This is a genomic window from Arthrobacter sp. Leaf69, assembly GCF_001422645.1.
In the GTDB taxonomy this organism is placed as follows: domain Bacteria; phylum Actinomycetota; class Actinomycetes; order Actinomycetales; family Micrococcaceae; genus Arthrobacter.
This window is the reverse complement of sequence record NZ_LMLR01000010.1, coordinates 584966-606346: the sequence shown is the minus strand read 5'-3', so window position 1 is coordinate 606346 and position 21381 is coordinate 584966. Positions and strand designations below refer to the sequence as shown.

The 21381-nt window shown below is 67.8% G+C and carries 23 protein-coding genes; 14 read left to right on the top strand and 9 right to left on the bottom strand.

Annotated elements, in window-relative coordinates:
• The first annotated feature begins 49 nt into the window (after window positions 1-49).
• From ASE96_RS08105 to ASE96_RS08090, 4 genes are all read left to right on the top strand, one after another.
• Window positions 50-1222, top strand: coding sequence for a cytochrome P450 (locus ASE96_RS08105; protein WP_056428482.1), 1173 nt, complete (start codon window positions 50-52; stop codon window positions 1220-1222).
• Complete coding sequence (locus ASE96_RS08100) at window positions 1219-1413, top strand: ferredoxin (RefSeq protein ID WP_056428479.1); 195 nt, start codon at window positions 1219-1221, stop codon at window positions 1411-1413. The genes ASE96_RS08105 and ASE96_RS08100 overlap by 4 nt, the downstream gene beginning before the upstream one ends.
• Window positions 1410-2657 carry an NAD(P)/FAD-dependent oxidoreductase gene (locus ASE96_RS08095; RefSeq protein ID WP_056428476.1) on the top strand — a complete coding sequence of 416 codons (1248 nt, stop codon included), beginning with the start codon at window positions 1410-1412 and terminating at the stop codon, window positions 2655-2657. Before ASE96_RS08100 ends, ASE96_RS08095 begins: the two co-directional genes overlap by 4 nt.
• 101 nt (window positions 2658-2758) lie before the next feature.
• Window positions 2759-3376 (top strand): TetR/AcrR family transcriptional regulator, encoded by a 618-nt coding sequence (locus tag ASE96_RS08090; RefSeq protein ID WP_056428472.1) that lies wholly within the window; start codon window positions 2759-2761, stop codon window positions 3374-3376.
• A gap of 49 nt (window positions 3377-3425) precedes the next feature.
• On the opposite strand, the gene ASE96_RS08085 is transcribed toward ASE96_RS08090, so the two are convergent.
• Window positions 3426-4241: a CPBP family intramembrane glutamic endopeptidase gene (locus tag ASE96_RS08085; protein WP_056428469.1), complete on the bottom strand. Its 816-nt coding sequence runs from the start codon at window positions 4239-4241 to the stop codon at window positions 3426-3428.
• A 46-nt stretch (window positions 4242-4287) separates the two neighbouring features.
• Complete coding sequence (locus ASE96_RS08080) at window positions 4288-5463, bottom strand: zinc-dependent alcohol dehydrogenase (protein WP_056428467.1); 1176 nt, start codon at window positions 5461-5463, stop codon at window positions 4288-4290.
• A 178-nt stretch (window positions 5464-5641) separates the two neighbouring features.
• Between ASE96_RS08080 and ASE96_RS08075 the strand changes: the two genes are divergently transcribed.
• The 3 genes from ASE96_RS08075 (at window position 5642) to ASE96_RS08065 (ending at window position 8966) form a co-directional block, all read left to right on the top strand.
• Window positions 5642-6115 (top strand): MarR family winged helix-turn-helix transcriptional regulator, encoded by a 474-nt coding sequence (locus ASE96_RS08075; protein ID WP_056428464.1) that lies wholly within the window; start codon window positions 5642-5644, stop codon window positions 6113-6115.
• Window positions 6116-6244: 129 nt separating this feature from the next.
• On the top strand, window positions 6245-7660 hold the full coding sequence (locus ASE96_RS08070; RefSeq protein WP_235500167.1) for an MFS transporter: 1416 nt from the start codon (window positions 6245-6247) through the stop codon (window positions 7658-7660).
• A 232-nt stretch (window positions 7661-7892) separates the two neighbouring features.
• Complete coding sequence (locus ASE96_RS08065) at window positions 7893-8966, top strand: TRAP transporter substrate-binding protein (RefSeq protein WP_056428461.1); 1074 nt, start codon at window positions 7893-7895, stop codon at window positions 8964-8966.
• Window positions 8967-8982: 16 nt separating this feature from the next.
• Here ASE96_RS08065 and ASE96_RS08060 read toward each other — a convergent pair whose 3' ends face one another.
• The 4 genes from ASE96_RS08060 to ASE96_RS08045 all read right to left on the bottom strand — a co-directional run bounded on the left by ASE96_RS08060 (window position 8983) and on the right by ASE96_RS08045 (window position 12652).
• Window positions 8983-9750, bottom strand: a complete 768-nt coding sequence (locus ASE96_RS08060; RefSeq protein ID WP_056428457.1) for a maleylpyruvate isomerase family mycothiol-dependent enzyme — start codon at window positions 9748-9750, stop codon at window positions 8983-8985.
• Window positions 9750-10571: a fumarylacetoacetate hydrolase family protein gene (locus tag ASE96_RS08055; RefSeq protein ID WP_056428454.1), complete on the bottom strand. Its 822-nt coding sequence runs from the start codon at window positions 10569-10571 to the stop codon at window positions 9750-9752. Before ASE96_RS08055 ends, ASE96_RS08060 begins: the two co-directional genes overlap by 1 nt.
• On the bottom strand, window positions 10568-11713 hold the full coding sequence (locus tag ASE96_RS08050) for a cupin domain-containing protein (protein WP_056428451.1): 1146 nt from the start codon (window positions 11711-11713) through the stop codon (window positions 10568-10570). The genes ASE96_RS08055 and ASE96_RS08050 overlap by 4 nt, the downstream gene beginning before the upstream one ends.
• Before the next feature lie 117 nt (window positions 11714-11830).
• Window positions 11831-12652, bottom strand: coding sequence for an IclR family transcriptional regulator (locus ASE96_RS08045; protein ID WP_056428447.1), 822 nt, complete (start codon window positions 12650-12652; stop codon window positions 11831-11833).
• Window positions 12653-12701: 49 nt separating this feature from the next.
• Here ASE96_RS08045 and ASE96_RS08040 point away from each other — a divergent pair, with 49 nt between their 5' ends.
• Complete coding sequence (locus tag ASE96_RS08040) at window positions 12702-14054, top strand: MFS transporter (RefSeq protein WP_056428444.1); 1353 nt, start codon at window positions 12702-12704, stop codon at window positions 14052-14054.
• The gene (locus tag ASE96_RS08035) at window positions 14047-15318 is read left to right on the top strand and encodes an FAD-dependent oxidoreductase (protein ID WP_056428441.1); all 1272 of its coding nucleotides are present in this window, start codon (window positions 14047-14049) and stop codon (window positions 15316-15318) included. Before ASE96_RS08040 ends, ASE96_RS08035 begins: the two co-directional genes overlap by 8 nt.
• 180 nt (window positions 15319-15498) lie before the next feature.
• On the opposite strand, the gene nagA is transcribed toward ASE96_RS08035, so the two are convergent.
• Together nagA and ASE96_RS19710 are read right to left on the bottom strand one after the other, a co-directional pair.
• Window positions 15499-16740: an N-acetylglucosamine-6-phosphate deacetylase gene (gene nagA, locus ASE96_RS08030; RefSeq protein ID WP_056428439.1), complete on the bottom strand. Its 1242-nt coding sequence runs from the start codon at window positions 16738-16740 to the stop codon at window positions 15499-15501.
• A gap of 6 nt (window positions 16741-16746) precedes the next feature.
• Entirely contained in the window at window positions 16747-16875 is a 129-nt protein-coding gene (locus tag ASE96_RS19710; RefSeq protein ID WP_268753747.1) for a hypothetical protein, read from the bottom strand.
• Between the two features lie 128 nt (window positions 16876-17003).
• Here ASE96_RS19710 and ASE96_RS08025 point away from each other — a divergent pair, with 128 nt between their 5' ends.
• Complete coding sequence (locus ASE96_RS08025) at window positions 17004-17330, top strand: antibiotic biosynthesis monooxygenase family protein (protein ID WP_235500166.1); 327 nt, start codon at window positions 17004-17006, stop codon at window positions 17328-17330.
• Here ASE96_RS08025 and ASE96_RS08020 read toward each other — a convergent pair.
• Window positions 17327-17947: a DUF6919 domain-containing protein gene (locus ASE96_RS08020; RefSeq protein WP_056428437.1), complete on the bottom strand. Its 621-nt coding sequence runs from the start codon at window positions 17945-17947 to the stop codon at window positions 17327-17329. The genes ASE96_RS08025 and ASE96_RS08020 overlap by 4 nt on opposite strands.
• Window positions 17948-18125: 178 nt before the next feature.
• On the opposite strand from ASE96_RS08020, the gene ASE96_RS08015 reads away from it, so the two are divergent.
• The 4 genes from ASE96_RS08015 to rbsD all read left to right on the top strand — a co-directional run bounded on the left by ASE96_RS08015 (window position 18126) and on the right by rbsD (window position 21380).
• A complete protein-coding gene (locus ASE96_RS08015; protein WP_056428434.1) occupies window positions 18126-18743 on the top strand; it encodes a LacI family DNA-binding transcriptional regulator in 618 nt (205 codons plus the stop codon).
• Window positions 18744-18906: 163 nt separating this feature from the next.
• Window positions 18907-19917, top strand: a complete 1011-nt coding sequence (locus ASE96_RS08010) for a LacI family DNA-binding transcriptional regulator (protein WP_056428430.1) — start codon at window positions 18907-18909, stop codon at window positions 19915-19917.
• Between the two features lie 33 nt (window positions 19918-19950).
• Complete coding sequence (locus tag ASE96_RS08005; RefSeq protein WP_056428427.1) at window positions 19951-20925, top strand: ribokinase; 975 nt, start codon at window positions 19951-19953, stop codon at window positions 20923-20925.
• 50 nt (window positions 20926-20975) lie between these two features.
• Window positions 20976-21380: a D-ribose pyranase gene (gene rbsD / locus ASE96_RS08000; RefSeq protein WP_056428425.1), complete on the top strand. Its 405-nt coding sequence runs from the start codon at window positions 20976-20978 to the stop codon at window positions 21378-21380.
• The last annotated feature ends 1 nt before the right edge of the window (window position 21381 follow it).

Below are 21381 nucleotides of genomic sequence, written 5' to 3'. Positions count from 1 at the left end.
GACGGCTTCACCTCACCCACCACCACCCACTATCCGCAAGGAGAGCAGCGTGACTGCACCCACCGAATCAGCCATCGACATCTGGGACGACGACATCCTCGTCGACCCCTACCCCGCCTACGCCGCGCTCCGCGAGCAGGCCGGCGTCGTCCACCTGCCCAAGAACGACCTTTACGTTGTGACGCGCTACGACATCATCCGCGACGTGCTCGGCGATCCGTCGACGTTCTCGTCCACCACGCTCGGCTTCAACCCCATGGTGAACGAGGCGCTGCAGGGCACCTCGCTCGCCTCCGACCCGCCAGTGCACACCCAGCTGCGCGCGACGCTGTCAGAGAACCTCACACCCCGCGCCCTGCGCGGCCTGAAAGTCACCATTGACGAGAAGGCGGACAAGCTCGTCGCCGAACTCGTGGCCAGCGGCAGCTTCGAGGCCATCGACTCCCTGGCCCGCGCCTTCCCGCTTGAAATCGTCGCCGAGCTCATCGGCTTCAGCGGACACGTCAAGGACAACATGCTGCGCTGGGGGCAGGCCGCGATGCAGGTCATTGGGCCGTTGAACCAACGCACCCAGGAGAGCTTCCCGATCGCCGGCGAGCTATACGGCTGGTGCTCTTCCGTCACCGGCGACGACCTCACCCCCGGCTCGATCGGCCGCGGAATCTTCGACGCCGAGTCCCGGGGCGACATCCCCGAGGGCTCCGCGGGGCACATCATCCACCAGTACCTGGGGGCAGGCGTCGACACGACCATCGCGTCGATCGGGAACATCGTCGCGCTGTTCGGCCGCCACCCGGAGCAGCTCCAGCTTGTCCGCGAGAACCCGGAGCTCGTCCCCGCAGCCTTCGCCGAGGTGCTGCGCTACTGGACCCCGCTGCACATCTGGGGCCGCACGGCGACCCGCGACGTGGAGATCGACGGCGTAACGGTTCCCGCCGGCGCCCAGCTGGGCGTTCTCCTCGGCGCCGGCAACCGCGACGCCCGCCACTACGAAAATCCCGACGTTTTCGACGTGACTCGCAACCCCGTGGACCACCTGTCCTTCGGCTACGGGCCGCACGGCTGCGCCGGCCAGGGCCTGGCCAAGCTCGAGGGCCACGCCATCGTCGGCGCCCTCGCACGGCAGGTGCAGTCGATCACGATCACCGACGAGGCCCGGGTCGCGAGCAACATGACGCGGAGCATCGACAAGCTCCACGTTGCCAAGGTGGTGGCCGCATGAGGATCGAACTCGACCGGCCGCGCTGCGAAGGACACGGCCTCTGCGAGGAAGCCGCGCCCACGCTCATGCACCTCGACGACGACGGCGAACTCCTCATCGATGTCCCGGAGGTGGACGGGGCCGACCTCGACGCCGCCAAGGCCGCGGTCAGGGTCTGCCCCGTCGCCGCGCTCCGGTTGGAGGCGGCATGACAATGCGTCGGATCGTCGTCGTCGGCAACGGCATCGCCGGGCTCACGGCCTGCGACTCGCTGCGCTCGGCCGGCTTCGACGGCGAGCTGACGGTCGTCGGTGCTGAGCGCCACCACCCCTACAGCCGCCCGGCCCTGTCGAAGGCGCTGCTGCACGGTGTTAAGGGGAACGGCGACGACGGGAACGGCGGCGACGGCGTGCAAGCCCACAAACTGCCCGAGCCGACGCACGAAGCGACCGAGCTGCTCGGCGTCAGTGTGTCGGGCCTGGACATCGACGCCCGGATAGTGCGGCTCGACGGCGGCGGCGAAGTGCCGTATGACGGCCTTGTCATCGCCTCAGGTTCCCGGGCGAAGCGCCTCGCCCCCACGGAGGGAGCACGTGAGCCGCGGGACGACGGCTTTGCCCCGGAGCTCACCCTGCGCACGATCGAGGACGCGATCACGCTCAAACAGCGCGTCGCGGCGCGCCCGTCGGTCATTGTGGTCGGCGGCGGGCCGCTCGGCATGGAGGTGGCGTCGGGTTGCCTGCAGGCTGGCTGCGACGTCACGCTCGTCTCCGACGTCCAGCCCCTCTCGCGCCAGCTGGGTGGCCATTTGTCCGGGATGTTCACCGCTGCCGCCGCCCGGCGTGGCCTGAGGGTCGTTGGCGGCGGGAAGGCGCGCCTCATCGACTTCGATGAAGGGGCAGACTCCGACGCCGCGGCGCGGGTGGTCCTGGCCGACGGGACCCAGCTGGAGGCAGAGCTCGTCGTCACGGCCATCGGCGACGAGCCAAACACCGGCTGGCTGGCGGGCTCCACACTCCTGGTCGACGGGTCGCTGCGGGTGGACACCCGCGGCCGGCTCCGGCCGGAGATCGTTGCCGCCGGCGACGTGGCGTCCTTCCCGACCCGCCGCGGAGTACAGCGCGTTCCCTTGTGGACCAGCGCCATCGACCAGGCCAAGGTCGCTGCCGTCGGCCTGCTCCAGGGCGACGCGGCCCCCGAACTCAACTTCCAGCCGTATTTCTGGACGGAGGGCTTCGGTCTGTCACTCAAATCGGTCGGCTTCACTCCCGTGGCCGGCGCGCCCGACTACTGCGAGTCCGGCAAAGACCCGGAGTCTAGGCTCCTGCGCTGGGAGAACGACGACGGCTCCGGAACCGCCGCTGCGGTCAACTACCGGATCCCCATCCCGAAACTGCGCCGACTGGCCGACGTCGGCCCTGGGGCACTCCGTCCGGCAGCGCCGGTGAACGCCTGAGGCGCGGCGTCGCGCTATACAGCACGTCGGGCCGCCTGCCGGAGCGCATCTTTTGCTCGTCTGCCGGGCAACTACCGCACACCATGGATAGGATATGACTCATGTCGTCGTTGCGAGAGGCCCAGAAGCAGCTCACCCGCGACATGATCGTCGACCGCGCGCTCGAGCTCTTCACCGAGAAGGGCTACGCTGCGACCACCATCGACGAGATCGCCGTGGCGGCCGGGACAACCCGGGCGACCTTCTACGCGCACTACCCTTCGCGTGCTGACCTGATGAGGGACTTCATGGCCCGCGTCAACGCCGTGCTCGACCGCGCGGATGGCCCCGACCTGGCGACGACCACCGCCGCCGGACTCGTCGACGTGGTCCGGGCGGGCGAGCTGGACGGAATCCTTGCCTGGCTCGAATCGCGCGCTGCGCTCTGGCCGGTCTTCCGCCCGTACCTCGACGTGCTCGACGAGGCCGCCGCCGTCGATCCCGAGGTGCGGGCTTTGGTCCGCGGATGGCATGAAGAGGTCATCTCCGACATCGTCCGCGGCATGCACCTGGCCGGCCGCTTCTCCCAAGAAACGCACCACATCCGGGGAACGCTCGCCTTCACCCAGCTCGACTACGTCGCCACGCTCTGGACGCGCCGCAAGCTCGAGCCAAACCGCGACCACGCGCTCGAGGTGCTCGCCGACAGCTGGTACCACCTGCTCTGCGACGAAGGCTAATCAGCACGACGGACACCTCGTTCGAGGCAGGGTTCATTCCAGGCAGGGCTCAGTACAGGAAAATCGGCAGCCAGTCGCGGTTGTGGGCGTGGACCAGCGCGAGGAACAGAACGAAGTCGAACGTCAGGTGCACAGTCACAACGTAGGTGAGGGACTTCGTCAGCTTGAAGGTGTAGCCCTGCAGCAGCGCGAAGGGAAACGTCAGAAGCGGCCCCCAGGCCTGGTAGCCGATCTCCCACAGGAATGACGAGAACACTACGGCCTGCAGGATGTTGGCCAGCCAGTCCGGAAAGTGTTGCCGCAACAGGGTGAACATGGTGCAGATGAAGAACAGCTCGTCCCAGATGCCTACAGCGTGCACGCCGAGAAAGAGCCGCCAAAAGATGGTCGGGTCGGAGGCATCCGGCCAGTTTTGGTAGACCCCGGTGCGGATCAGGTACGCCGGCAGGATGAAGTACCCGAGCAGCACAACGCCGACCAGGTACAGCTTCGCGGTCAGCGGCCATGTGCGGCCGGTGTTCACCGGAAACCTGATGATCCTCTCGCCGTAGATGAAGCGCGACACCAGCCACGGCAGCAGCACGGCCAGGGCGAGGGCGCCGCCCATGAGCACCATGTGCTGGATGCTCAAGTCGGCGTTCAGCGGCACCACGCTAATGATGACCATTCCCGCGGCGATCAGCGCGAGGTGCCGCAGCAACGCGCGGTCGATGAAAGCCGCCGTGACCACGCCCATGGCGAGGACTCCGTAGCCAAGGTCCTTCTCGGCGCCGAACAACAGCATGCCGGACACCGAGGCAAGCCCCGCCGGCACCAGCTTCCAGCTGAGCGCGGTACGGGGACTTTCCGTCGAGACCGATGTCACCTCACCAGCATGTCAGGGCCGACGGCGGCACGCACCGGTTGTCCGGCTATGGCTTCAGCACCACCTTGATGCAGCCGTCTTCTTTCTTCTGGAAGATCTCGTAGGCGGCCGCGGCGCCGTCGAGGGAGACCTCGTGGGTTTTGAGGTCCATGACGCCGAGCGGGTCTGCGGATTCCTCCACCAGCGGGAGCAGCTCGTCCGTCCACCGGCGGACGTTGCACTGGCCCATCCGGAGCTGGATCTGCTTGTCGAACATAGTGAGCAGGGGCATGGGGCTGGCCGTTCCTCCGTACACTCCGCTGAGCGAGACGGTCCCGCCCCGGCGCACGGAGTCGATGGCGGCGTGGAGGACTGCCAGCCGGTCGACGCCGGCAGTCTCCATGGCTTTCTTGGCCAAGGCATCGGGCAACAGGCCCACCGCATTCTGGGCAAAGGCCCCGACGGGCGAATTGTGCGCTTCCATGCCGACGGCGTCGACCACCGCGTCAGGGCCCCGGCCGCCGGTCATGTCGCGAAGCTGGTCGCCGATGTCTTTGGTGAAATCGACCGTTTCCACGCCGTGCCTCTCGGCCATGCGGCGGCGCTCCGGAACCGGCTCGACAGCGATGACCCGCTGGCCGAAGTGCCGGCCGATCCTGCTGGCGAACTGCCCCACCGGACCCAGCCCGAAGACGGCCAGCGTCCCGCCGTCGGGGACGTCTGCGTATTTCACGCCCTGCCAGGCTGTGGGAAGAATGTCGGAAAGGTAGAGGTACCGCTCGTCGGGCAGTTCCTGCCCCACCTTGATCGGCCCGTAGTCGGCGTGGGGCACGCGCAGGTACTCTGCCTGCCCGCCGGGGACCGAGCCGTACAGCTCGGAGAAGCCGAACAGGCTCGCTCCGCTGTTGTGGGCGTGGACCTGGGTGGTCTCGCACTGGGACTGCAGGCCTTGCCTGCACATCCAGCAGTGGCCGCAGGAAATGTTGAACGGGATGACCACCCTGTCGCCGGGCTTGAGGTTAGAGACCGCGGGGCCCACCTCCTGGACGATGCCCATGGGCTCGTGGCCCAGGATGTCGCCGGCTTTCATGTATGGCCCGAGGACCTCGTACAAGTGGAGGTCGGAACCGCAGATCGCCGATGAGGTGATTTTGACGATCGCGTCCGTTGGTTCCTGGATTACCGGGTCCGGAACCTCCTCCACGCTGACCGACCGCTTTCCCTGCCAAGTAAGTGCCCTCATGCCGCTCCTTCAGTCATTACCGGAATTGATAAGTATGCTGACCATCCGATTATTGCTTGTTCCCGCCGCAAAAGGAAAGGCGGCCCCGTCTGCCGGCCGGATGCCCGGGCCCCGTCCGTCGCGCCCCCCGTCACCCGGGCCGCATAGGCATCGGGGGCCCGGCGCCTATGCTGGTGGCATGGAAAGTGCTGGCGCAAAAGAAGGACCGACGGAGGCTGTGGACCACCGCGCCCTTGCGGTCTCGGTACTCGATATTTCCTCCGATATCCGCCGGAAATCACACAATGACACCGGCGTCCGGCCGCTCCCCAACGGTGTGCTCGAAATCCTCCGGGTCATCGAAAGCCACCCGGGTATCACCGTCGCGGAAGTCGCTTCCCGCCTCGGCCGGCAGTTCAGCAACGTCAGCGTCCAGCTCCGCGAACTGGTTGCCGGGGGCCTTGTCACCCGGGTCCGCGACCCGGCCGACAAGCGCTACGTCGCCCTCCATCCGACGGCGGAATCCCAGCGGATCAAGGCGCTCCTTGAGGGCGCCTGGGCCGAGGCGCTGTCCTCGGCGAGCTCCCGGCTGCTGCCCGAAGAGCGCCAGCAGATCGCGGCCAGCCTGCCCGCCCTGCAGCGGCTCGCGGCGCTGCTCGCCGAGCCCGAGTAGACCGCATCACCGCAATCGCCACCCGGACCACTCCTCAAAGTAGTTATACTTTTGTAAGTATTATTACTTTGAAGGGTGGAACGTGGCGTGGCAACACAGCTAGCAAATGCAGACGTACAGCAGGGGAGCGTGTCCAGGAAGCGGTGGTGGGCGCTGGTGTTCCTTGCCCTCGCGCAATTCATGGTGGTCCTGGACGGCACCATCGTGAACCTGGCACTGCCGCGCCTGCAGACCGAGATGGGCATCAGCGACTCGACGCGTTCCTGGGTGGTCACGGCCTACGCCCTGGCCTTCGGCGCTTTCCTGCTGCTCGGCGGCAGGATCGCGGACTTTTGGGGCCGCAAACGGACGTTCATCGTGGCCGCCGTCGGTTTTGCCGTTGCGTCCCTCATCGGCGGCATCGCGCAGCAGCCGGGGGAACTCATCGGCGCCCGCGCACTGCAGGGTGTGTTCGCCGCGCTGCTGGCCCCTGCCGCCCTGGCGCTCCTGACCGTCGCCTTCCCGGGCGGGAAGGACCGCGGCACGGCGTTCGCGATCTTCGGCTCCATCACCGGCGTCGGCGCCGCCGTCGGCGTGTTGCTGGGCGGGTTCCTGACGGAACACGTGAGCTGGCGCTGGTGCTTCTTCGTGAACGTGCCCATCGCCGTCGTCGCGCTCGTCGGTGTATGGTCACTCGTCAGCGAAAGCAAGGCGCAGGGGTCCACGAAGTACGACTGGCCCGGAGTGGTGCTTGCCGCCCTGGGCCTGGGATCCCTCGTATACGGCTTCACCAACGCGGAACACGGCTGGGACGCTCCCGAAGCCTGGGGTTTCATTGCCGCCGGCGCGGTGCTCATAGCGCTGTTCGTCGCCGTCGAGCGGAAGGTCAAGCACCCTCTGCTGCCACTGCGCGTGGCCACTGAGCGGAACCGCGGGGCGGCGTTCCTGGCCGCGCTTCTGTCCGGCGCGGTCCTCATCGGCGGCATCCTCTTCATCAACTTCTACATCCAGATCGTGCTGGGCTTCGCACCGTTCCTCGCCGGCCTGGCGTCCCTGCCCATGACGGTGGCGCTGATCATCACGGCAGGTCTTGTGGCGAAGAACCTGCCGAAACTGGGCGCAAAGATCCCGACGGCGGCGGGTCCGGTCTTTATGGCGGCTGCGATGCTGTGGCTGACACAGGTCAGCGCCGAGGGGAGCTACTTCGTCACCATGCTGCCTGCGCTGCTCCTGCTGGGGGTCGGCCTGGGCATGGTCTTTGTGCCGATGCAGAACCTCGCTCTGTTCGGGGTGGACCAGGATGATTCCGGCGTGGCCAGCGCCCTGGTCAACGCCTCGCAGCAGATCGGCGGGTCTCTGGGCATCGCCCTGTTCAGCACTATCGCCGCGGCCGCAACAGCCGGCGGAACCACGCTGGCGGCCCTGTCGCGCGGCTACTCCATGGTGTTCCTCTGGGCCGCGGGCGTCGCGATCCTGATCACCCCAATCGCCCTGCTGCTCATCACCATCCACCGCGGGAAATTCGCCGGCACGGACGGTGACGCTCCCGTCGTCCACCTGGGCTGAGGGTCCGGGCCCCGTGCCGCCTTTGGCTCACCGCGGGAATGGGCGGCACGGAGGGGGCGCCTGCCTGAAGGTGTGGACGGCGATGAAAACTGTGACGGACCTGTGAACTGACTATTAGTTGCGGCCTTGGTATGGATGCTGTTTGCCGGGCGGCGTAGCTTGCTAATCAGAGGCTTTCCTGCCGCCGCCCCCAACCGTCGAGGGGGAGCCTCTGAAGACGAAAGAGGCCACCATGAACGCCCGCCGGATCGTTATTGCCATCGCCGCCGGAGCGGCCGTTCTTTCAGCATCTGCCGGATGTAACGCGTCCCGCGAGGCGCCGCAGGGCCAGGATGATGCCACGATCCTCAGCATCGCGACCGCTACGGGTCCGGACCGGCCGGGCGCTGTGCAGATCGACGAGTTCGCCCGGCGGGTGAACGAAATTTCCCGCGGCGAAATCCGTATCGACCCGGTGCTGAAGGCGGCCGGCGACGAGGCTGACGCCTGGAACCACGTCGTGGCGCAGTCAGTGGAAGCGGGCGATTTCGACATGGCACTGATCCCTACCCGGACCTGGGAAGGGGAAGGCGTGACATCCTTCGCCGGGCTGTCCGCACCCTTCCTCGTTGACTCTGATGAACTGATGGCCAGGCTGGTTTCCCCCGATGCCGCGGCTGGAATGCTGGCCGGCCTGGACGAAGTCGGGCTGACCGGACTGGCACTCTTCCCGGAGGGGCAACGGCTGCTCTTCTCCTTTGACGGCCCGTTGTTGGCGCCCTCCGACGTGGACGGAAAACTGGTCCGGGCTCCGCGTTCGGAAACCACATACTCCGCGCTGACCTCCCTCGGAGCCCAACCCCGTGCGCTGGTGGGGGACCTGTTCACCGCTGCGTTGGAGGATGGCACCCTGACGGCAGCCGAGTCATCCTACGAGAAAGCCAGTTCGTTTGCGAAGGCCTCAACTGTCGTCGGCAATCTTCCCCTCTACCCCAAGATCAACTCCCTCGTGGTCAATTCGGCCACTCTTACTCACCTGACGGCCAACGAACGCCGCATCCTGCAGGAAGCCGCAACCAAAAGCCGGGATCAAATCACCGCATCCATGACCCCGACAGCCGATTGGGCCGCATCCTTCTGCCAAAAAGGCGGGACGGTGGTCTCCGCAACTGAGGAGCAGATCGCCGCTTTCAAAACCGCCACGGCACCGGTCTATGCCCAGCTTGAAAAGGACCCCGGCACCAAAGCGCTCATCGCAACGATCCGCTCCCTCGCAGCTGAAACCACCGCGTCAACTGAGACCGCGACCTGCTCCCACGTTCACTAGAACATCCCCTGGGGGCTCAGATCCACTTCGGTGCGGCCGGGACCGCGCCGTTTGATGGTCCAGCGCCGTTGGCGCGGGGGCCTGCCGCGGTGACGCCGCCGTTGCCGCGGCCCGCAGCCCATTCGACGACGGCGGCCAGCGGCCCGGAGACCACCGTGGGGGACGCCGTCGTCGTGTCCCCGAAGGTGAGGCCGCGGTCGGTGACCTTCACCAGGAGGCCTGCGTCGGTGCCGCGGGTTTTCCAGGCGCCGGTGATGTCCGCCAGGAGCCGTTCCAGGACGGGGACCGGGATGTCCCGGAAGGCTGCACCGTTGGCGAGATCGACGGCGTGCATCCAGACTTCGCGGCTGCGCATCCAGACCGTTTCCGTGGCGGGCACCTCCCGGCCCTGGATGGTCCGGACCTTGTGGTGCCAGGCGTCCTCGGGCAGGTCCCGCCATTCGACGTTCAGGTGCACGGCGGAGTGGTCGAAGAGGTGCCGCAGCGCGATCGGGCTCAGGGTGGCCCCGAAGTTGATCTCGTGGTCCCGGACCTCGGTGGAGGGGTACATCGGGGTTTCCACCCCGGTGGCCGCCCACTCGACCAAGCGGGCGATGGCCCGGGCGTTGTAGCCGATGTGCGCCGTGATGTGCCGGCGGGTCCAGCCCGGCAGCAGCGAATCGCCGTCGAGTTCCGCATCACTGAGCTCGTTGAGCTTGCGGGCGAAGAACGCCGTGCCCCGGCGCGCCTGCAGCAGGGCCGCGAGCAGCTCCGGGTCCGTCGTCTGGTCGTGGCGGGCAACCATCAGGCTTCCTTGACCACGCGGTTCTTCAGCTGTCCCAGTCCCTCGATGGTGGTGACCAGGAGCTGGCCTTCCTGCAGGTAGCGCTTCGGGTCCTGGGCGTGACCCACGCCGCCGGGGGTGCCGGTGGCGATGACGTCGCCCGGGTTCAGCGTGATGATGGTCGAGATGTAGGAGACCAGGAACTCGGGCGTGAAGACGACGTCGTTCGTGGGCGTCTGCTGCTGTATGTCGCCGTCCACCGCGGTGGTCATGAGGCCGCCGCTGAACTCGTCCTTAGTGACCAGGGCGGGTCCGAACGGGGTGGACTTCTCCCAGGTCTTGCCCTGCAGCCACTGGACGGTGCGGAACTGGTAGTCGCGCATGGACACGTCGTTCAGTACGGCGTACCCGGCGATGTGGTCGGCGGCGTCGGCTTCGCTGATCCGGCGGCCTTTCTTGCCGATGACGACGGCGAGTTCGGACTCCCAGTCGACCGTGTCCGATTCCTGCGGCAGGGCCAGGTCGTCGTTCGGGCCGATCAGGGATTCCTGGTACTTGGCAAACAGGGTGGGGAACTCGGGGACTTCCCGGCCCATTTCCTTGATGTGGTTGCGGTAGTTGTGGCCCACGCAGATGATCTTGCCGGGGGAGGGGACCACGGCGTCGAGGTCCGCGCCCTCGAGCGGGTGCGTGGCGCCGTTCGCGTTCTGCGCGGTCGCTTCCCAGCCTTCTGAGCGGAGCAGGTCTCCGACGTCGGCGAACCCGTCGATCTCGGTGAGGGTGTCGCCGTCCTGGCGCACGGCCTTGGTGCCGGTTTCAGTGCGGAGGGTGAGGAGTCTCATTTGTTGTTGCGTCCTTCGATGTAGGTGCGGTTGAAGTTCAGCCGTTCGAAAATGGGGGCGTCGCTGAAGCGGAACAGATCAAACTCCGTTTGAGAAACAGCGTCAGCCTGGAGTGACCACGCGGCCCAGGACGGGACGACGAACAGGTCGCCCTTCGCCAGGGTCCTGGTTTCGCCGTTGAGGACCACGGAGCCGGAGCCTTCGAAGACCTGCCAGACGCTGGAGCCGACCTCGTGGAGCGTCTCGGTGGAGGCGCCGGCGCGGAGGCGGTGGAATTCGGCCCGGATGGTGGGCATCACGTCCCCGCCGCTGGTGGGGTTGGTGAACCGGACCGCGGCGTGGCCCTGGGACACGGTGGCCGGGTGGCCCTCGTCCTCGAGCAGCAGCTGCTCGCGCAGGGCCCGGTCCGTGTATTCCCAGCGGTACGCCGCGATGGGGGAGCTGGTGGTGTCGTCAAGGCCGGAGAGCGGGCGCAGGCCCGGGTGGGCCCAGAGCCGCTCGGAGCGGGAGATGTCCGGGGTGGCCTCGTCGGTGACGCGTTCGGTGCCGAACTCGAAGAAGCCGGCGTCGGCGTAGTGCACGAACGGGATGTCCAGGCCGTCGATCCAGGCCATCGGCTCATCGGTGTCGTTGTGGTGGCCGTGGAAGTTCCAGCCCGGGGTCAGCAGGAAGTCCCCGCGGGACATCCGGACCGGATCCCCGTTCACCACCGTCCAGACACCCTCGCCCTCGACGACGAAGCGGAACGCGTTCTGCGAGTGGCGGTGTTCCGGTGCGGTCTCGCGGGCACCGAGGTACTGGATGGCTGCCCACAGGGTGGGAGTGGCGTACGGTGTCCCGGCCAGGCCGGGGTTGGCCAGGGCGATGGCGCGGCGTTCGCCGCCGCGGCCCACGGGGACCAGGTCGCCGGCGCGGGCAGCCAGCGGGTACAGGTCGCTCCACCGCCAGACGTGGGGCACCGCCTTGGGGCTCGGGACCATCGGCATGAGGTCCGCGATCTCCGTCCAGAGCGGGATCAGGTTTTCGCGGTCAAAATCCCGGTACAGCTCCTGCAGCTGGGCCGCCTCTTCGGGCGTCGGCTCCGGGGCAGTGTGCCCGGCGGCCACTGATTCGTGAGTCGTGTTCTCGGCGCTGATGGACACGTGGGCCTCCTCGGTAGGGTCAGAACAGTTCATTGGCGTAGTTCGACTCTACGGACGGGGCAGTGTGACCCCCAACATATTCTGCTGGTCAGAATTGGCGGGGGCGGGGCCGGTCGCTCAGTCCGGGTCGGCCGGATTGGCCGCGATGTCGATCTCCAGTTGCCGGCACGTTTCCCGCAGTGCGGGGACGAGTCCGGCGTCGAACACTTTTCGGAAGCGGGTGGCGGGTGTGGCGACGCTGAGCGCGCCCACCACGTTCCCATGCCGGTTGTGCAGGGCGATGCCGAGGGCGCTCACACCGTCCTCCGTGCCTTCGAAATTGGCGGCGAAACCGTTGTTGCGGATGGATTCCAGCTCGCGCAGGAACGCAGGGTACTCCGCCGCCGGAATGGTGTCCCCGCCGATCTCTGCATTGTTGCTGCGGAAGAGCTGGTCGATCATCGGTGGTTCCAGCTCGGCGAGCATGGCCTTGCCGCCGGAGGTTTTATTGGCAGGCATCACCGTCCCCTGCCGGTCACCCACCCGCAAGACGTTGTTTCCCTCCACCGTGGCCAGGAAGCGCACTTTCGTCCCCACCCGCACCATAAGGTTGACGGTCTCGTTGAGTCGCGCGGAGAGCAGTTCCATGTGCGGCTGGGAGAGCGAGCGGAGGAGCCTGGTCCAGCTCAGCCCGGCCGGCCCGACGCCCATGGCCGGGCCAGGCACGTACCGGCGGTTTTCATCCTGCACGGCGAAGCCCCGGTAGACCAGCATGGCCAGGAGGCGGTGGGCGGTGGACGGCGCCACCCCCAGTTCCTCGGCGGCGTCCTTGAGCCGCAGCGCCCCGCCGTCGCGAACCAGCTGCAGGAGCTGCAGCGCGTTGTCCACTGCCTCGATGGAGTAGGTGGGCCGCTTCTGGACGGGCTTCCGGGCTGATGCGGGCGGGGGCTTGTTCTGCACATCAGAATTCTATTGTGGTTCACCTGCGGCGGCTAGGACAGTTAGTGGCATGAATCACACACCTCCCGCTGCGGCGCCGCACCGGTCATCGCCGGGGGCCTCCGCCCCCACCACCGCTGATGGGTCTGCATCGCGGTTCTCCAAAGGCTCGGCAGCTGCCGTGCTTGTCTGCTGGCTGCTGGTGGTCTTCGACGGCTACGACCTCATCGTCTACGGCACCGTCCAGTCCTCGCTGATCTCGGAAACCGGCTGGGGCCTGAACAAGGCCACCGCCGGAACCATCGGATCCATGGCTTTCCTCGGGATGATGATCGGGGCGATCTTTGCCGGCCGCATGGCCGACTCGTGGGGCCGCCGCCGGACCATCCTGGGCTGTGCTGTTATCTTCTCGGTCTTCACCGTCCTCTGCGCCTTCGCACCCAACGCCGCCGTCTTCGGCTCCCTGCGGCTCCTCGCCGGCATCGGGCTTGGCGGACTGGTGCCCTCCGCGAACGCCCTTGTTGCCGAACTGGTCCCCACCAAATGGCGGTCCACCATCGCCACCCTGATGATGTCCGGCGTCCCGATCGGCGGGTCCATCGCCGCCCTCGTCGGCATCCAGCTGATCCCGGCCTTCGGCTGGCAGTCGATGTTCCTGGTGGCGGGCCTGGCCCTGGTGATCGTGGTGCCGCTTGGCCTGAAATACCTCCCGGAGACGCTGGCGCCGGTCAGTGCAGCAGACAAGGCCGCCCGCAAGGCGGGCGGCAAGGCCAACACCATCAAGGAGCCGTCCGGCTTCTCCTCCCTGCTCCGCGCCCCGTACCTGGGGGTCAGCATGCTGTTCGCCCTGGCGACGATCGCCACCCTCTTCGCCTGGTACGGGCTGGGCACCTGGCTGCCGAACCTCATGCAGCTGGCCGGTTACAACCTGGGCTCCGCCCTGACCTTCGCCCTCGCCCTCAACCTGGGTGCGGTGGCCGGCTCGGTCATCACGGCCTGGGCCGGGACCCGGTTCGGCCCGGTGCCGACCGCGATCGCCGCGGCCGCCGTCGCCGCCGTCGCGCTGATGGTCCTGGTCACCGGACCGTCAGTCACGGTCGTGTACCTCATGCTGGTCCTGGCCGGCGTCGGAACCCACGGCACGCAGTGCCTCATCATCGCCGCCGTCGCGAGCCACTATCCCGGACACCTGCGGGGAACCGCGCTGGGATGGGCGCTGGGGACGGGCCGCATCGGCGCCGTCGCCGCACCCCAGGTGGGCGGCCTGTTGCTGGCCGCCGGGCTGGGCGTCAATTCCAATTTTCTCGCCTTCGCCGGGGCAGCCGCCATCGCCGCGGTCCTCCTCGCCGCCGTCGGCCTCAAACTCAAATCCAAATCTTCAATTTCCCCCTCCCTCTCAACAACAGGAGCAAGCAATGTCTGAGCACGTCCAGTCCACCGGTGCAGAGTCCACCGATGTCCTCGTCATCGGAGGGGGAATGGCCGGACTGGCCGGGGCCCTCGCGCTGCGGGAGAACGGCGCCAACGTCACCCTCGTGGAACGGGCCCCCGAATTCGGCGAGGTCGGCGCCGGGCTGCAGATGGCCCCCAACGCCTCCCGCGTCCTGAAGCGCTGGGGCCTGCTGGAAAAGGCACTGGAAATCGGCGTCCAGCCCAAGCACCTGGTCTTCCGCGACGCCGTCTCGGGCGAGGAGCTGACGCGCCAGACCCTCAACGGGGAGTTCGCGGACCGCTACGGCGCACCGTATGTCGTGATCCACCGCAGCGACCTGCACCGGGTCCTGCTCGAAGGCTGCGAGGCGGCGGGCGTCAAGCTGGTCAACGACGTCATGGTGGAGAGTGTGGAAACCGTGAACGGCCGCGGCGTCGCCCACACCGCGGCCGGTGTGGACTACGAGGCCGACGTCGTGATCGGCGCCGACGGACTCAAGTCCACCCTGCGTCCGCTCGTGGCCAGCGATGAGCCCGTCTCCTCGGCCTACGTCGCCTACCGTGGCACCGTGCCGATCACCGAGGACACCCCCAAGGCTGACCTCGAGGACGTCATTGTCTACCTCGGCCCGGACTGCCACCTGGTGCAGTATCCGTTGCGCAAGGGCGAGCTGCTGAACACCGTTGCCGTCTTCAAGAGCCCCTCGTTCGAGCGCGGCGAGGAGCAGTACGGCGGAGTGGACGAGCTCGAGGCGGCGTACAAGGACTGCGTCCCGGCCGTTCAGGAAGCGCTCAAGAACCTGGCCACGGGGATCCGCTGGCCCATGTACGACCGCGACCCGATCGAAAACTGGGTCGCCGGCCGGATGGTGCTGATGGGCGACGCCGCGCACCCGATGCTCCAGTACCTCGCCCAGGGCGCCTGCCAGGCGCTCGAGGACGCCGCAGCGCTGCAGGATGTCAGCAACGGCACCGTCTTCACCGCCGACGGCGTGCACCCGGAAGCCTGGGACGCTGCGATCAAGGAGTTCAACAACAACCGTGCCGGCCGCACCGCACGGGTCCAGCGCACCGCCCGTGTCTGGGGCGAATCCTGGCACGTCGCCGGACTGGCCCGGACGCTGCGCAACCTGCTCTTCAAGAGCCGGAAGGACAACGACTTCCAGTACAACGACTGGCTGTACGGCCAGGACGGCGACGGCGTGCCGGCCGTCCGCGCGGCCCGCTCCGGCCTGGCGGACAAGGTTCCCGCCTGAGCCGGCCGGTTCCCTGATGATCCGGTGCGCTCCTGCCCGGTTGCTTCGCCCCGACACGCCGGAGGACCGGCGTGTCGGGGCGTAGGCGGCCGCTTCGCCCGGCAACCGGGCGGGAACGCACGACGGCGGCGCCCAGCCAGCCCGGCGCGTAGCCAGCCAGCCCGGGAGGCCGCGCCGGTCTCAGGCGGGGGAGTCCAGAATCCGCCCGCCGCGCAGGACCGTCACCAGCTCGAAGCCCGGGTCGACGGCGATAAGGTCGGCGCGCATTCCGGGCCGGAGGCTTCCGATTTCGGTTTCGAGGCCCAGGACACGGGCCGGGACCAGGGTTGCCGCCAGGACGGCGTCGGCCGGGCTCACGCCGGCAGCGATCGTGGTGCGGACAACCTCCAGCAGGGTCGCCGTTCCCCCGGCCAGGGCGCCGTTACTTCTCAAAGTGGCCACGCCGTCGTGCACCACCACGTCGGAGGGGCCCAGATCGTAGTCGCCGTCGGGCAGTCCGGTTGCCGCCATGGAGTCCGTCACCAGCGCGATGTTTCCGGCGCCGACCAGGTCGAACACCATCCGGACCGTCTCCGGGTCGAGGTGGACGCCGTCGGCGATGAGCTCGACGGCAACCGTCCCCGTGGCAGCCAGCCGCAGGCAGGCCGCGGCCGGCCCCGGGCTGCGGTGATGCAGCGGCGGCATGCCATTGAACAAGTGGGTCACCGTCGGCCGGGCCTGCGGCCCGAAAGCCCCTGCCTGCGCCGCGCTGCCCACGAACGCTGCGGCCTCGGTCAGTGAGGCCGCCGCCGTCCGCGCATCGGCGTCGGTGTGGCCCAGCGAGGGCGTGACACCGTGCTCGGTGAGTATCCGGACCAGCTCGCCGGCGCCCGGAAGCTCGGGTGCGTAGGTCATCGTTTTCAGCGCACCGCCGGCGGCCGCCAGCATCTCCCGGAGGAGGCCCGGATCCGGGTCCCGGAGCCAGCGCGGATTCTGCGCGCCGCAGCGGGCGTGGGAGAGGAAAGGGCCTTCGGCATGGACTCCGGCGATGAGACCCTCGGCGGCAAGGACTTTGAGGACGCCGAGGGACCGCAGCAGTTCGTCGGCCGAGGCGGTGACGAGGCTGGCCAGCAGTGTGGTGGTCCCTTGGCGGTGCAGGAAGTCCGCTGCCTCCCGGCACGTTTTGTCGTCTCCCGTCGGGAATCCGCCGCCGGCCGCACCATGGCAGTGGAGGTCGACAAGCCCGGGCAGCAGTGAGCTGCCGGGCGGCAGCGGGAGCTCCTCGGTGGCGGGAAACTGCGCGCGATCGTAGCGGCTGCCGGGTCCCGCGTAGGCGATGCGGCCGCCCGTCACCACCACAACGGAGTCCGCGGCACGGGCACCGTCGGTGAGGAGGGCGCCGCGCAGGATGTAGGCAGGGGGGGCGTCGCGGGATTCCGGCATCTGTCCTCAGGCCATCAGGGTGAGCACGGCGATCCGGTACCCCTCGGTCGAATCGATGAGCTGGGAACAGAACCGCTCGGGGGCCCGGGTGCCGTAGGACCAGGTGAGGTCGGCCTTCTGCTGCGTCTCAGTCATGGCATCAGCCTACAAATCCTTGGCGCCCGGCGCACCGGCTTCTTGAAACCGCCAGGTGGGCCGCCCTCGGGTAAATCGGCCCTACCCGCAAGCCGGCGGACGGGCCGATAATCAGGGGTATCCACCCCGTGCAGACTTTGGAGGCGATCGACGTGTCGGTTTATACGCTGGGAATCTGGTTGGTGCACCCCGGCCGTGAGAATGATTTCGTGCAGGCATGGCGGGACCTGGCCCGCAAGACCCAGGAAGACTTCCCGCACGCGAAGGCCGTGCTGATGCATGACCACGACGTCCGGAACCGGTTCATCAGCACCGGCCCGTGGGAATCCCTGGAACAGGCTGAAGTGTGGCGGGCGTCCGAGATGTTCAAGCAGAGCTTGGAGGGCATGCACGAGATGCTGGAGCATTTCGAGGCACGCACCCTGGACGAGGCCGCCAGCATCGGCTGGGATTAGCCTTGGCCGCCTGATTCTGCGCCCGTCAGCGCATTGAGGACTGCGGGCAGGAGGACCCCGTCCCGGCCCCAGACCGGATCGAAGACCTCCACGTACCAGGACTCGGCCAGAAGCAGGGCGAGGGTTTCGTTGGCCTCCTCGGTCCAGTCCCGGAGCTGTTCGTCGCTGACCGGGCCTTCACTGCTGCCGAGGACCGTGGCCACGGCGCCGTCCCGCAGGGTCACAGGGATGGAGGCCTGGCTGGCTTCTCCGGGAGCATGCGCCACGGTCACCAGGTCAGTCCAGCCGGACAGCTCCAGGAGCGCCGACGCCGACTCCGCACTGCAGAAACCTGTCACGTAGGCACGCTGCGCGTGTCCCTCCGAGAGCACACCGGGCTGCGATTCCTTGGTGAAGAGCCCGTTCCGGCCCAGCTCCGCGAGCCTGCCGGCGATGGCCCGGGTTTCGGCGTCGAAACCGGGCGTGAAGGTCCCCGGCTGGTACTCGCTGCGGCCTTCCAGCCAGCGTGCGGTGAGCTCGCCGGCCGCCGGGATGGTGGCCGCCTGCCGCCAGACTTCACGGTCTGCCAGGAGCCGCCCGAAGCCGTCCCTCTCGGTGGTGTATCTGTCCTCAGCCATCTCTGAACGCTACGCCTTTCGCGCGGTGGCCGCCCAGAGGAGTACATAACCCTTAACAATGCAGCCGGCGGAAAGTCCTCCTCGTGACCCTGGCGCGTGATTTCCCGCTACAGTTCAAGGAGAAGCCAGCCTCAAGGCCGCCGCCAAGCTGCGGCGGAGAAGTACCCGGGAGTCATCAGTGCGCCACGGATCCAAGCCCACCATCCGCGACGTTGCGGAGGCGGCAGGCGTGTCCCTGACCACCGTGTCCTACGTGCTGTCCGGCCGCCCCGGCGGAAACACCCGGATCAGCCAACCCACGCAGGACCGTGTCCATGCCGCGGCCCACGAACTCGGCTATGTGCCCAACGGGGCCGCCCGCGGGATGCGGCGCGGCCGCACCGACGTCGTCGCTGTGGCCATCACCGATCTGGACGATTCCCGGGACCGGGAGCTTGCCACGGCCGCGGCCCGGATCCTGCCCCGGCACGGCTACCAGCCGGTCATCCTGCTCGGCGACAGCTGGCGTCCGTTTATGCTCTCCGGCGGCGCCGACGGCGTCATCCTCGGCTCCCGCCCGGCCGAGCGCACCGCCGCCGACATCGGCGCCATGATGGAACTCGTGGACCGCGGCGTGGCCCAGCTGGTCGTCTCGGACACCCCGCCGCCGGCCGGCGTCGACGTGCTGCCGACCGGAACCAGCACGACGGCGGATGCCCTCGCCGAGCGGGCCGTGGCCCGGCTGATCGCCCGGCTGAAGGTCTCCGTACGCGACATCCCAGGCACGCCCCCAGGACTTGGGTCCGGGGATTCCTGAACGCCGCTCCGGCAAAACAGCTGGTCAAACCAGCTCTTGTACATCCAACTGAAAACGTTTACAGTTGTCGAATGCCGGAGTGATTGGGTTCACAACCGGCGCCTCATCCCGGCCAAGAAGGGCCGGACCAGCAGACCCGGCCGACTCAAAGGAGAGGGCATCCGTGGCAAACATCCATGACGTGGCAAAACTTGCCGGCGTGTCGATCGCCAGCGTCTCACGCATGCTCGCCGGGGAAAACGTCCGCAGTGCCGAGGCGATCCGGCAGGCCATCACGGATCTCGGCTACCGGCCCAACGCCAGTGCCCGCGGGCTGCGCCTGGGCAAGCATCACAGCATTGCCGTGATTGTCCCCGACATCTCCAACCCGTACTTCGCCGCCCTTGTCCGCGGCATCGAGGAACGGGCCATGACGCAGGGATTCCGCATCGTCGTGGCCAGCAGCGATGAGCAGTTCAGCGCGGAATCGGAACTCCTGGGCAACCTCATCGACGCCGTCGACGCCGTGGCGATTGTGCCGGCCGAAGAAGGCGACCGCACCCGCAGGATGCTGGCGGACCTCAACAAGCCGGTAGTGCTGATCGACCGGACCGTGGGGGATGAGCCGGGCTTCGACCTGGTCCACGTCGACAACGCCAGCGGGGCCAAAGCCGCCGCAGACTATCTCCTGTCCCTGGGGCACCGCAGCTTCGGCATCATCAGCGGCCGCCAGGACACCGTCCCCGGACGGGTTCGCCACCAGGTCTTCCTGCAGACTTTGGCCGACGCCGGCATCCAGGTCCCGGCCGAAGCCGTCAAGATCGGCGAATTCAGCCGTGATTTCGGCCGCCGCGCAGCCCAGGAGCTGATCGATAATCCCACCGGAATCACGGCACTGTTCGTGGGCAACAACACCATGGCCCAGGGTGCCTTGCTCTCCCTGCACGCCGCCGGCGTGTCAATCCCCGGGCAGCTCTCCTTCCTTTGTTTTGACGACTTCGACCTGGCGGAACTGCTCCCGGCGCCTGTCACCGTGATTTCGCGGCCCGCCATCGCCGAGGGCCACGCCGCCGCGGACCTGCTGCTCGAGCGGATTGAACATTTCGGCAGTCCCGACCAGCCCCCGCTGGAGCACAAAGTCCTCCCGGTCAGCCTGACCATCCGGCAGTCCTGCTCCGCTCCCGCCTCCAACTAACGCTCCCACCTGACCACATCACTAAGGAATCCCATGACAACAACTGCGCCCGGAAACGGGAATGTACTGGTGATCGGCAGCATCACCTGCGACCTGACCAGTTTCAGCGACCGCCTCCCGCAGCCGGGGGAAACCGTCCTCGGAAACGCCTTCACCATGGTCCTCGGCGGTAAGGGCGCCAACCAAGCGCTGGCGGCGGCACGCGCCGGGAGCCAGGTATCCCTGATCGGAAGCGTGGGCAATGACGGCTTCAGCGAACTGGTCCTGGGGACCCTGGCCGAAGAGAACATCGACACCTCACGCGTGATGCGCACTGAAGGCCCCACCGGAATCGCCCACATCCGGGTGGACGCTTCGGCGGAAAACGACATCGTGATGATCCCGCTCGCCAACTCCCACCTGAGCCCGGGCCACATCAGGGAATCCCTGGACCAGTCCGCACGTCCTGCCGAGGTCGCCCTGATCCAGCTGGAGATCCCGCACGAATCGGCGCTGGAGGCAGCACGCGCGTGCAAAGCCCGCGGCATCACCGTCATTCTGGACCCCGCCCCGGCGCCGGCGTCGGCCCTTGACGAGGACTTCTGGCCCCACGTGGACATCGTCACCCCGAACGAGACCGAAGCGCGCCTCATCACCGGAATCGAGGTAACAGATCACGAATCAGCCACCGCGGCGGGCCGCTGGTTCACCGACCGCGGCGTGCAGCGTGCCGTCGTCACCCTGGCCGGCGCCGGCGCCGTCGTCGTTGAGCGGACGTCCGCAGACAGCACAACCGAGACCCTCCAGGAACCCTTCCGTGTCACCGCGGTGGATACCACGGCCGCCGGCGATGCCTTTGCCGGCGTGCTTGGCAGCGCGCTGGCCGAAGGTTTGGACTGGGACGAGTCCCTGCGCCGCGCCATGGCGGGCGGCGCGCTGGCTGTCACCGTTGCCGGGGCCAGCCCCAGCCTCCCGCAGCGTGAAGCCATTGACGCGTTCCTCGCCGGGCAGGCCGCCACGGCCCGCTAGCCGGAAGAGCCACCCACCACCCCATCCCTCTACAACGCAGTGGAGCAACTATGCGCAAAAACAGCGGTACCCTCAACGCATCCCTCGCCCGGGTCATCTCGGAACTGGGCCATACCGACGAACTTGTCGTGACCGACGCCGGCCTGCCGATCCCGGCCGGCGTGGAACGGATCGACCTTGCCCTGACAGCTAACGTCCCCCGGTTCCTGGAGTGCCTGGACGTCGTCCTGGCCGAAGTCGAGGCGGAAGGCGCCATCGCGGCGTCGGAGATCGCCGAGCACAGCCCGGAACTCCTTGAGGCCCTCAAGGACCGGCTGGGCAGCCACGGCATCCCGCTGGAGCTGGTCCCGCACACGGAATTCAAACAGCGGACCAGGAACTCCCGGGCCGCCGTCCGCTCCGGCGAATTCACCCCCTACGCCAACGTGATCCTCGTGGCCGGGGTGGTGTACTGAC

Excerpts from the sequence above, each read along its gene's own strand:
- ASE96_RS08060 (WP_056428457.1), bottom strand. The coding sequence starts at position 9,750 with ATGGTTGCCCGCCACGACCAGACGACGGACCCGGAGCTGCTCGCGGCC.
- rbsD (WP_056428425.1), top strand. The coding sequence starts at position 20,976 with ATGCGCAAAAACAGCGGTACCCTCAACGCATCCCTCGCCCGGGTCATC.
- nagA (WP_056428439.1), bottom strand. The coding sequence starts at position 16,740 with ATGCCGGAATCCCGCGACGCCCCCCCTGCCTACATCCTGCGCGGCGCC.
- ASE96_RS08055 (WP_056428454.1), bottom strand. The coding sequence starts at position 10,571 with ATGAGACTCCTCACCCTCCGCACTGAAACCGGCACCAAGGCCGTGCGC.
- ASE96_RS08075 (WP_056428464.1), top strand. The coding sequence starts at position 5,642 with ATGGAAAGTGCTGGCGCAAAAGAAGGACCGACGGAGGCTGTGGACCAC.
- ASE96_RS08065 (WP_056428461.1), top strand. The coding sequence starts at position 7,893 with ATGAACGCCCGCCGGATCGTTATTGCCATCGCCGCCGGAGCGGCCGTT.
- ASE96_RS08005 (WP_056428427.1), top strand. The coding sequence starts at position 19,951 with ATGACAACAACTGCGCCCGGAAACGGGAATGTACTGGTGATCGGCAGC.
- ASE96_RS08020 (WP_056428437.1), bottom strand. The coding sequence starts at position 17,947 with ATGGCTGAGGACAGATACACCACCGAGAGGGACGGCTTCGGGCGGCTC.
- ASE96_RS08095 (WP_056428476.1), top strand. The coding sequence starts at position 1,410 with ATGACAATGCGTCGGATCGTCGTCGTCGGCAACGGCATCGCCGGGCTC.
- ASE96_RS19710 (WP_268753747.1), bottom strand. The coding sequence starts at position 16,875 with ATGACTGAGACGCAGCAGAAGGCCGACCTCACCTGGTCCTACGGCACC.
- ASE96_RS08035 (WP_056428441.1), top strand. The coding sequence starts at position 14,047 with ATGTCTGAGCACGTCCAGTCCACCGGTGCAGAGTCCACCGATGTCCTC.
- ASE96_RS08100 (WP_056428479.1), top strand. The coding sequence starts at position 1,219 with ATGAGGATCGAACTCGACCGGCCGCGCTGCGAAGGACACGGCCTCTGC.
- ASE96_RS08080 (WP_056428467.1), bottom strand. The coding sequence starts at position 5,463 with ATGAGGGCACTTACTTGGCAGGGAAAGCGGTCGGTCAGCGTGGAGGAG.
- ASE96_RS08040 (WP_056428444.1), top strand. The coding sequence starts at position 12,702 with ATGAATCACACACCTCCCGCTGCGGCGCCGCACCGGTCATCGCCGGGG.
- ASE96_RS08090 (WP_056428472.1), top strand. The coding sequence starts at position 2,759 with ATGTCGTCGTTGCGAGAGGCCCAGAAGCAGCTCACCCGCGACATGATC.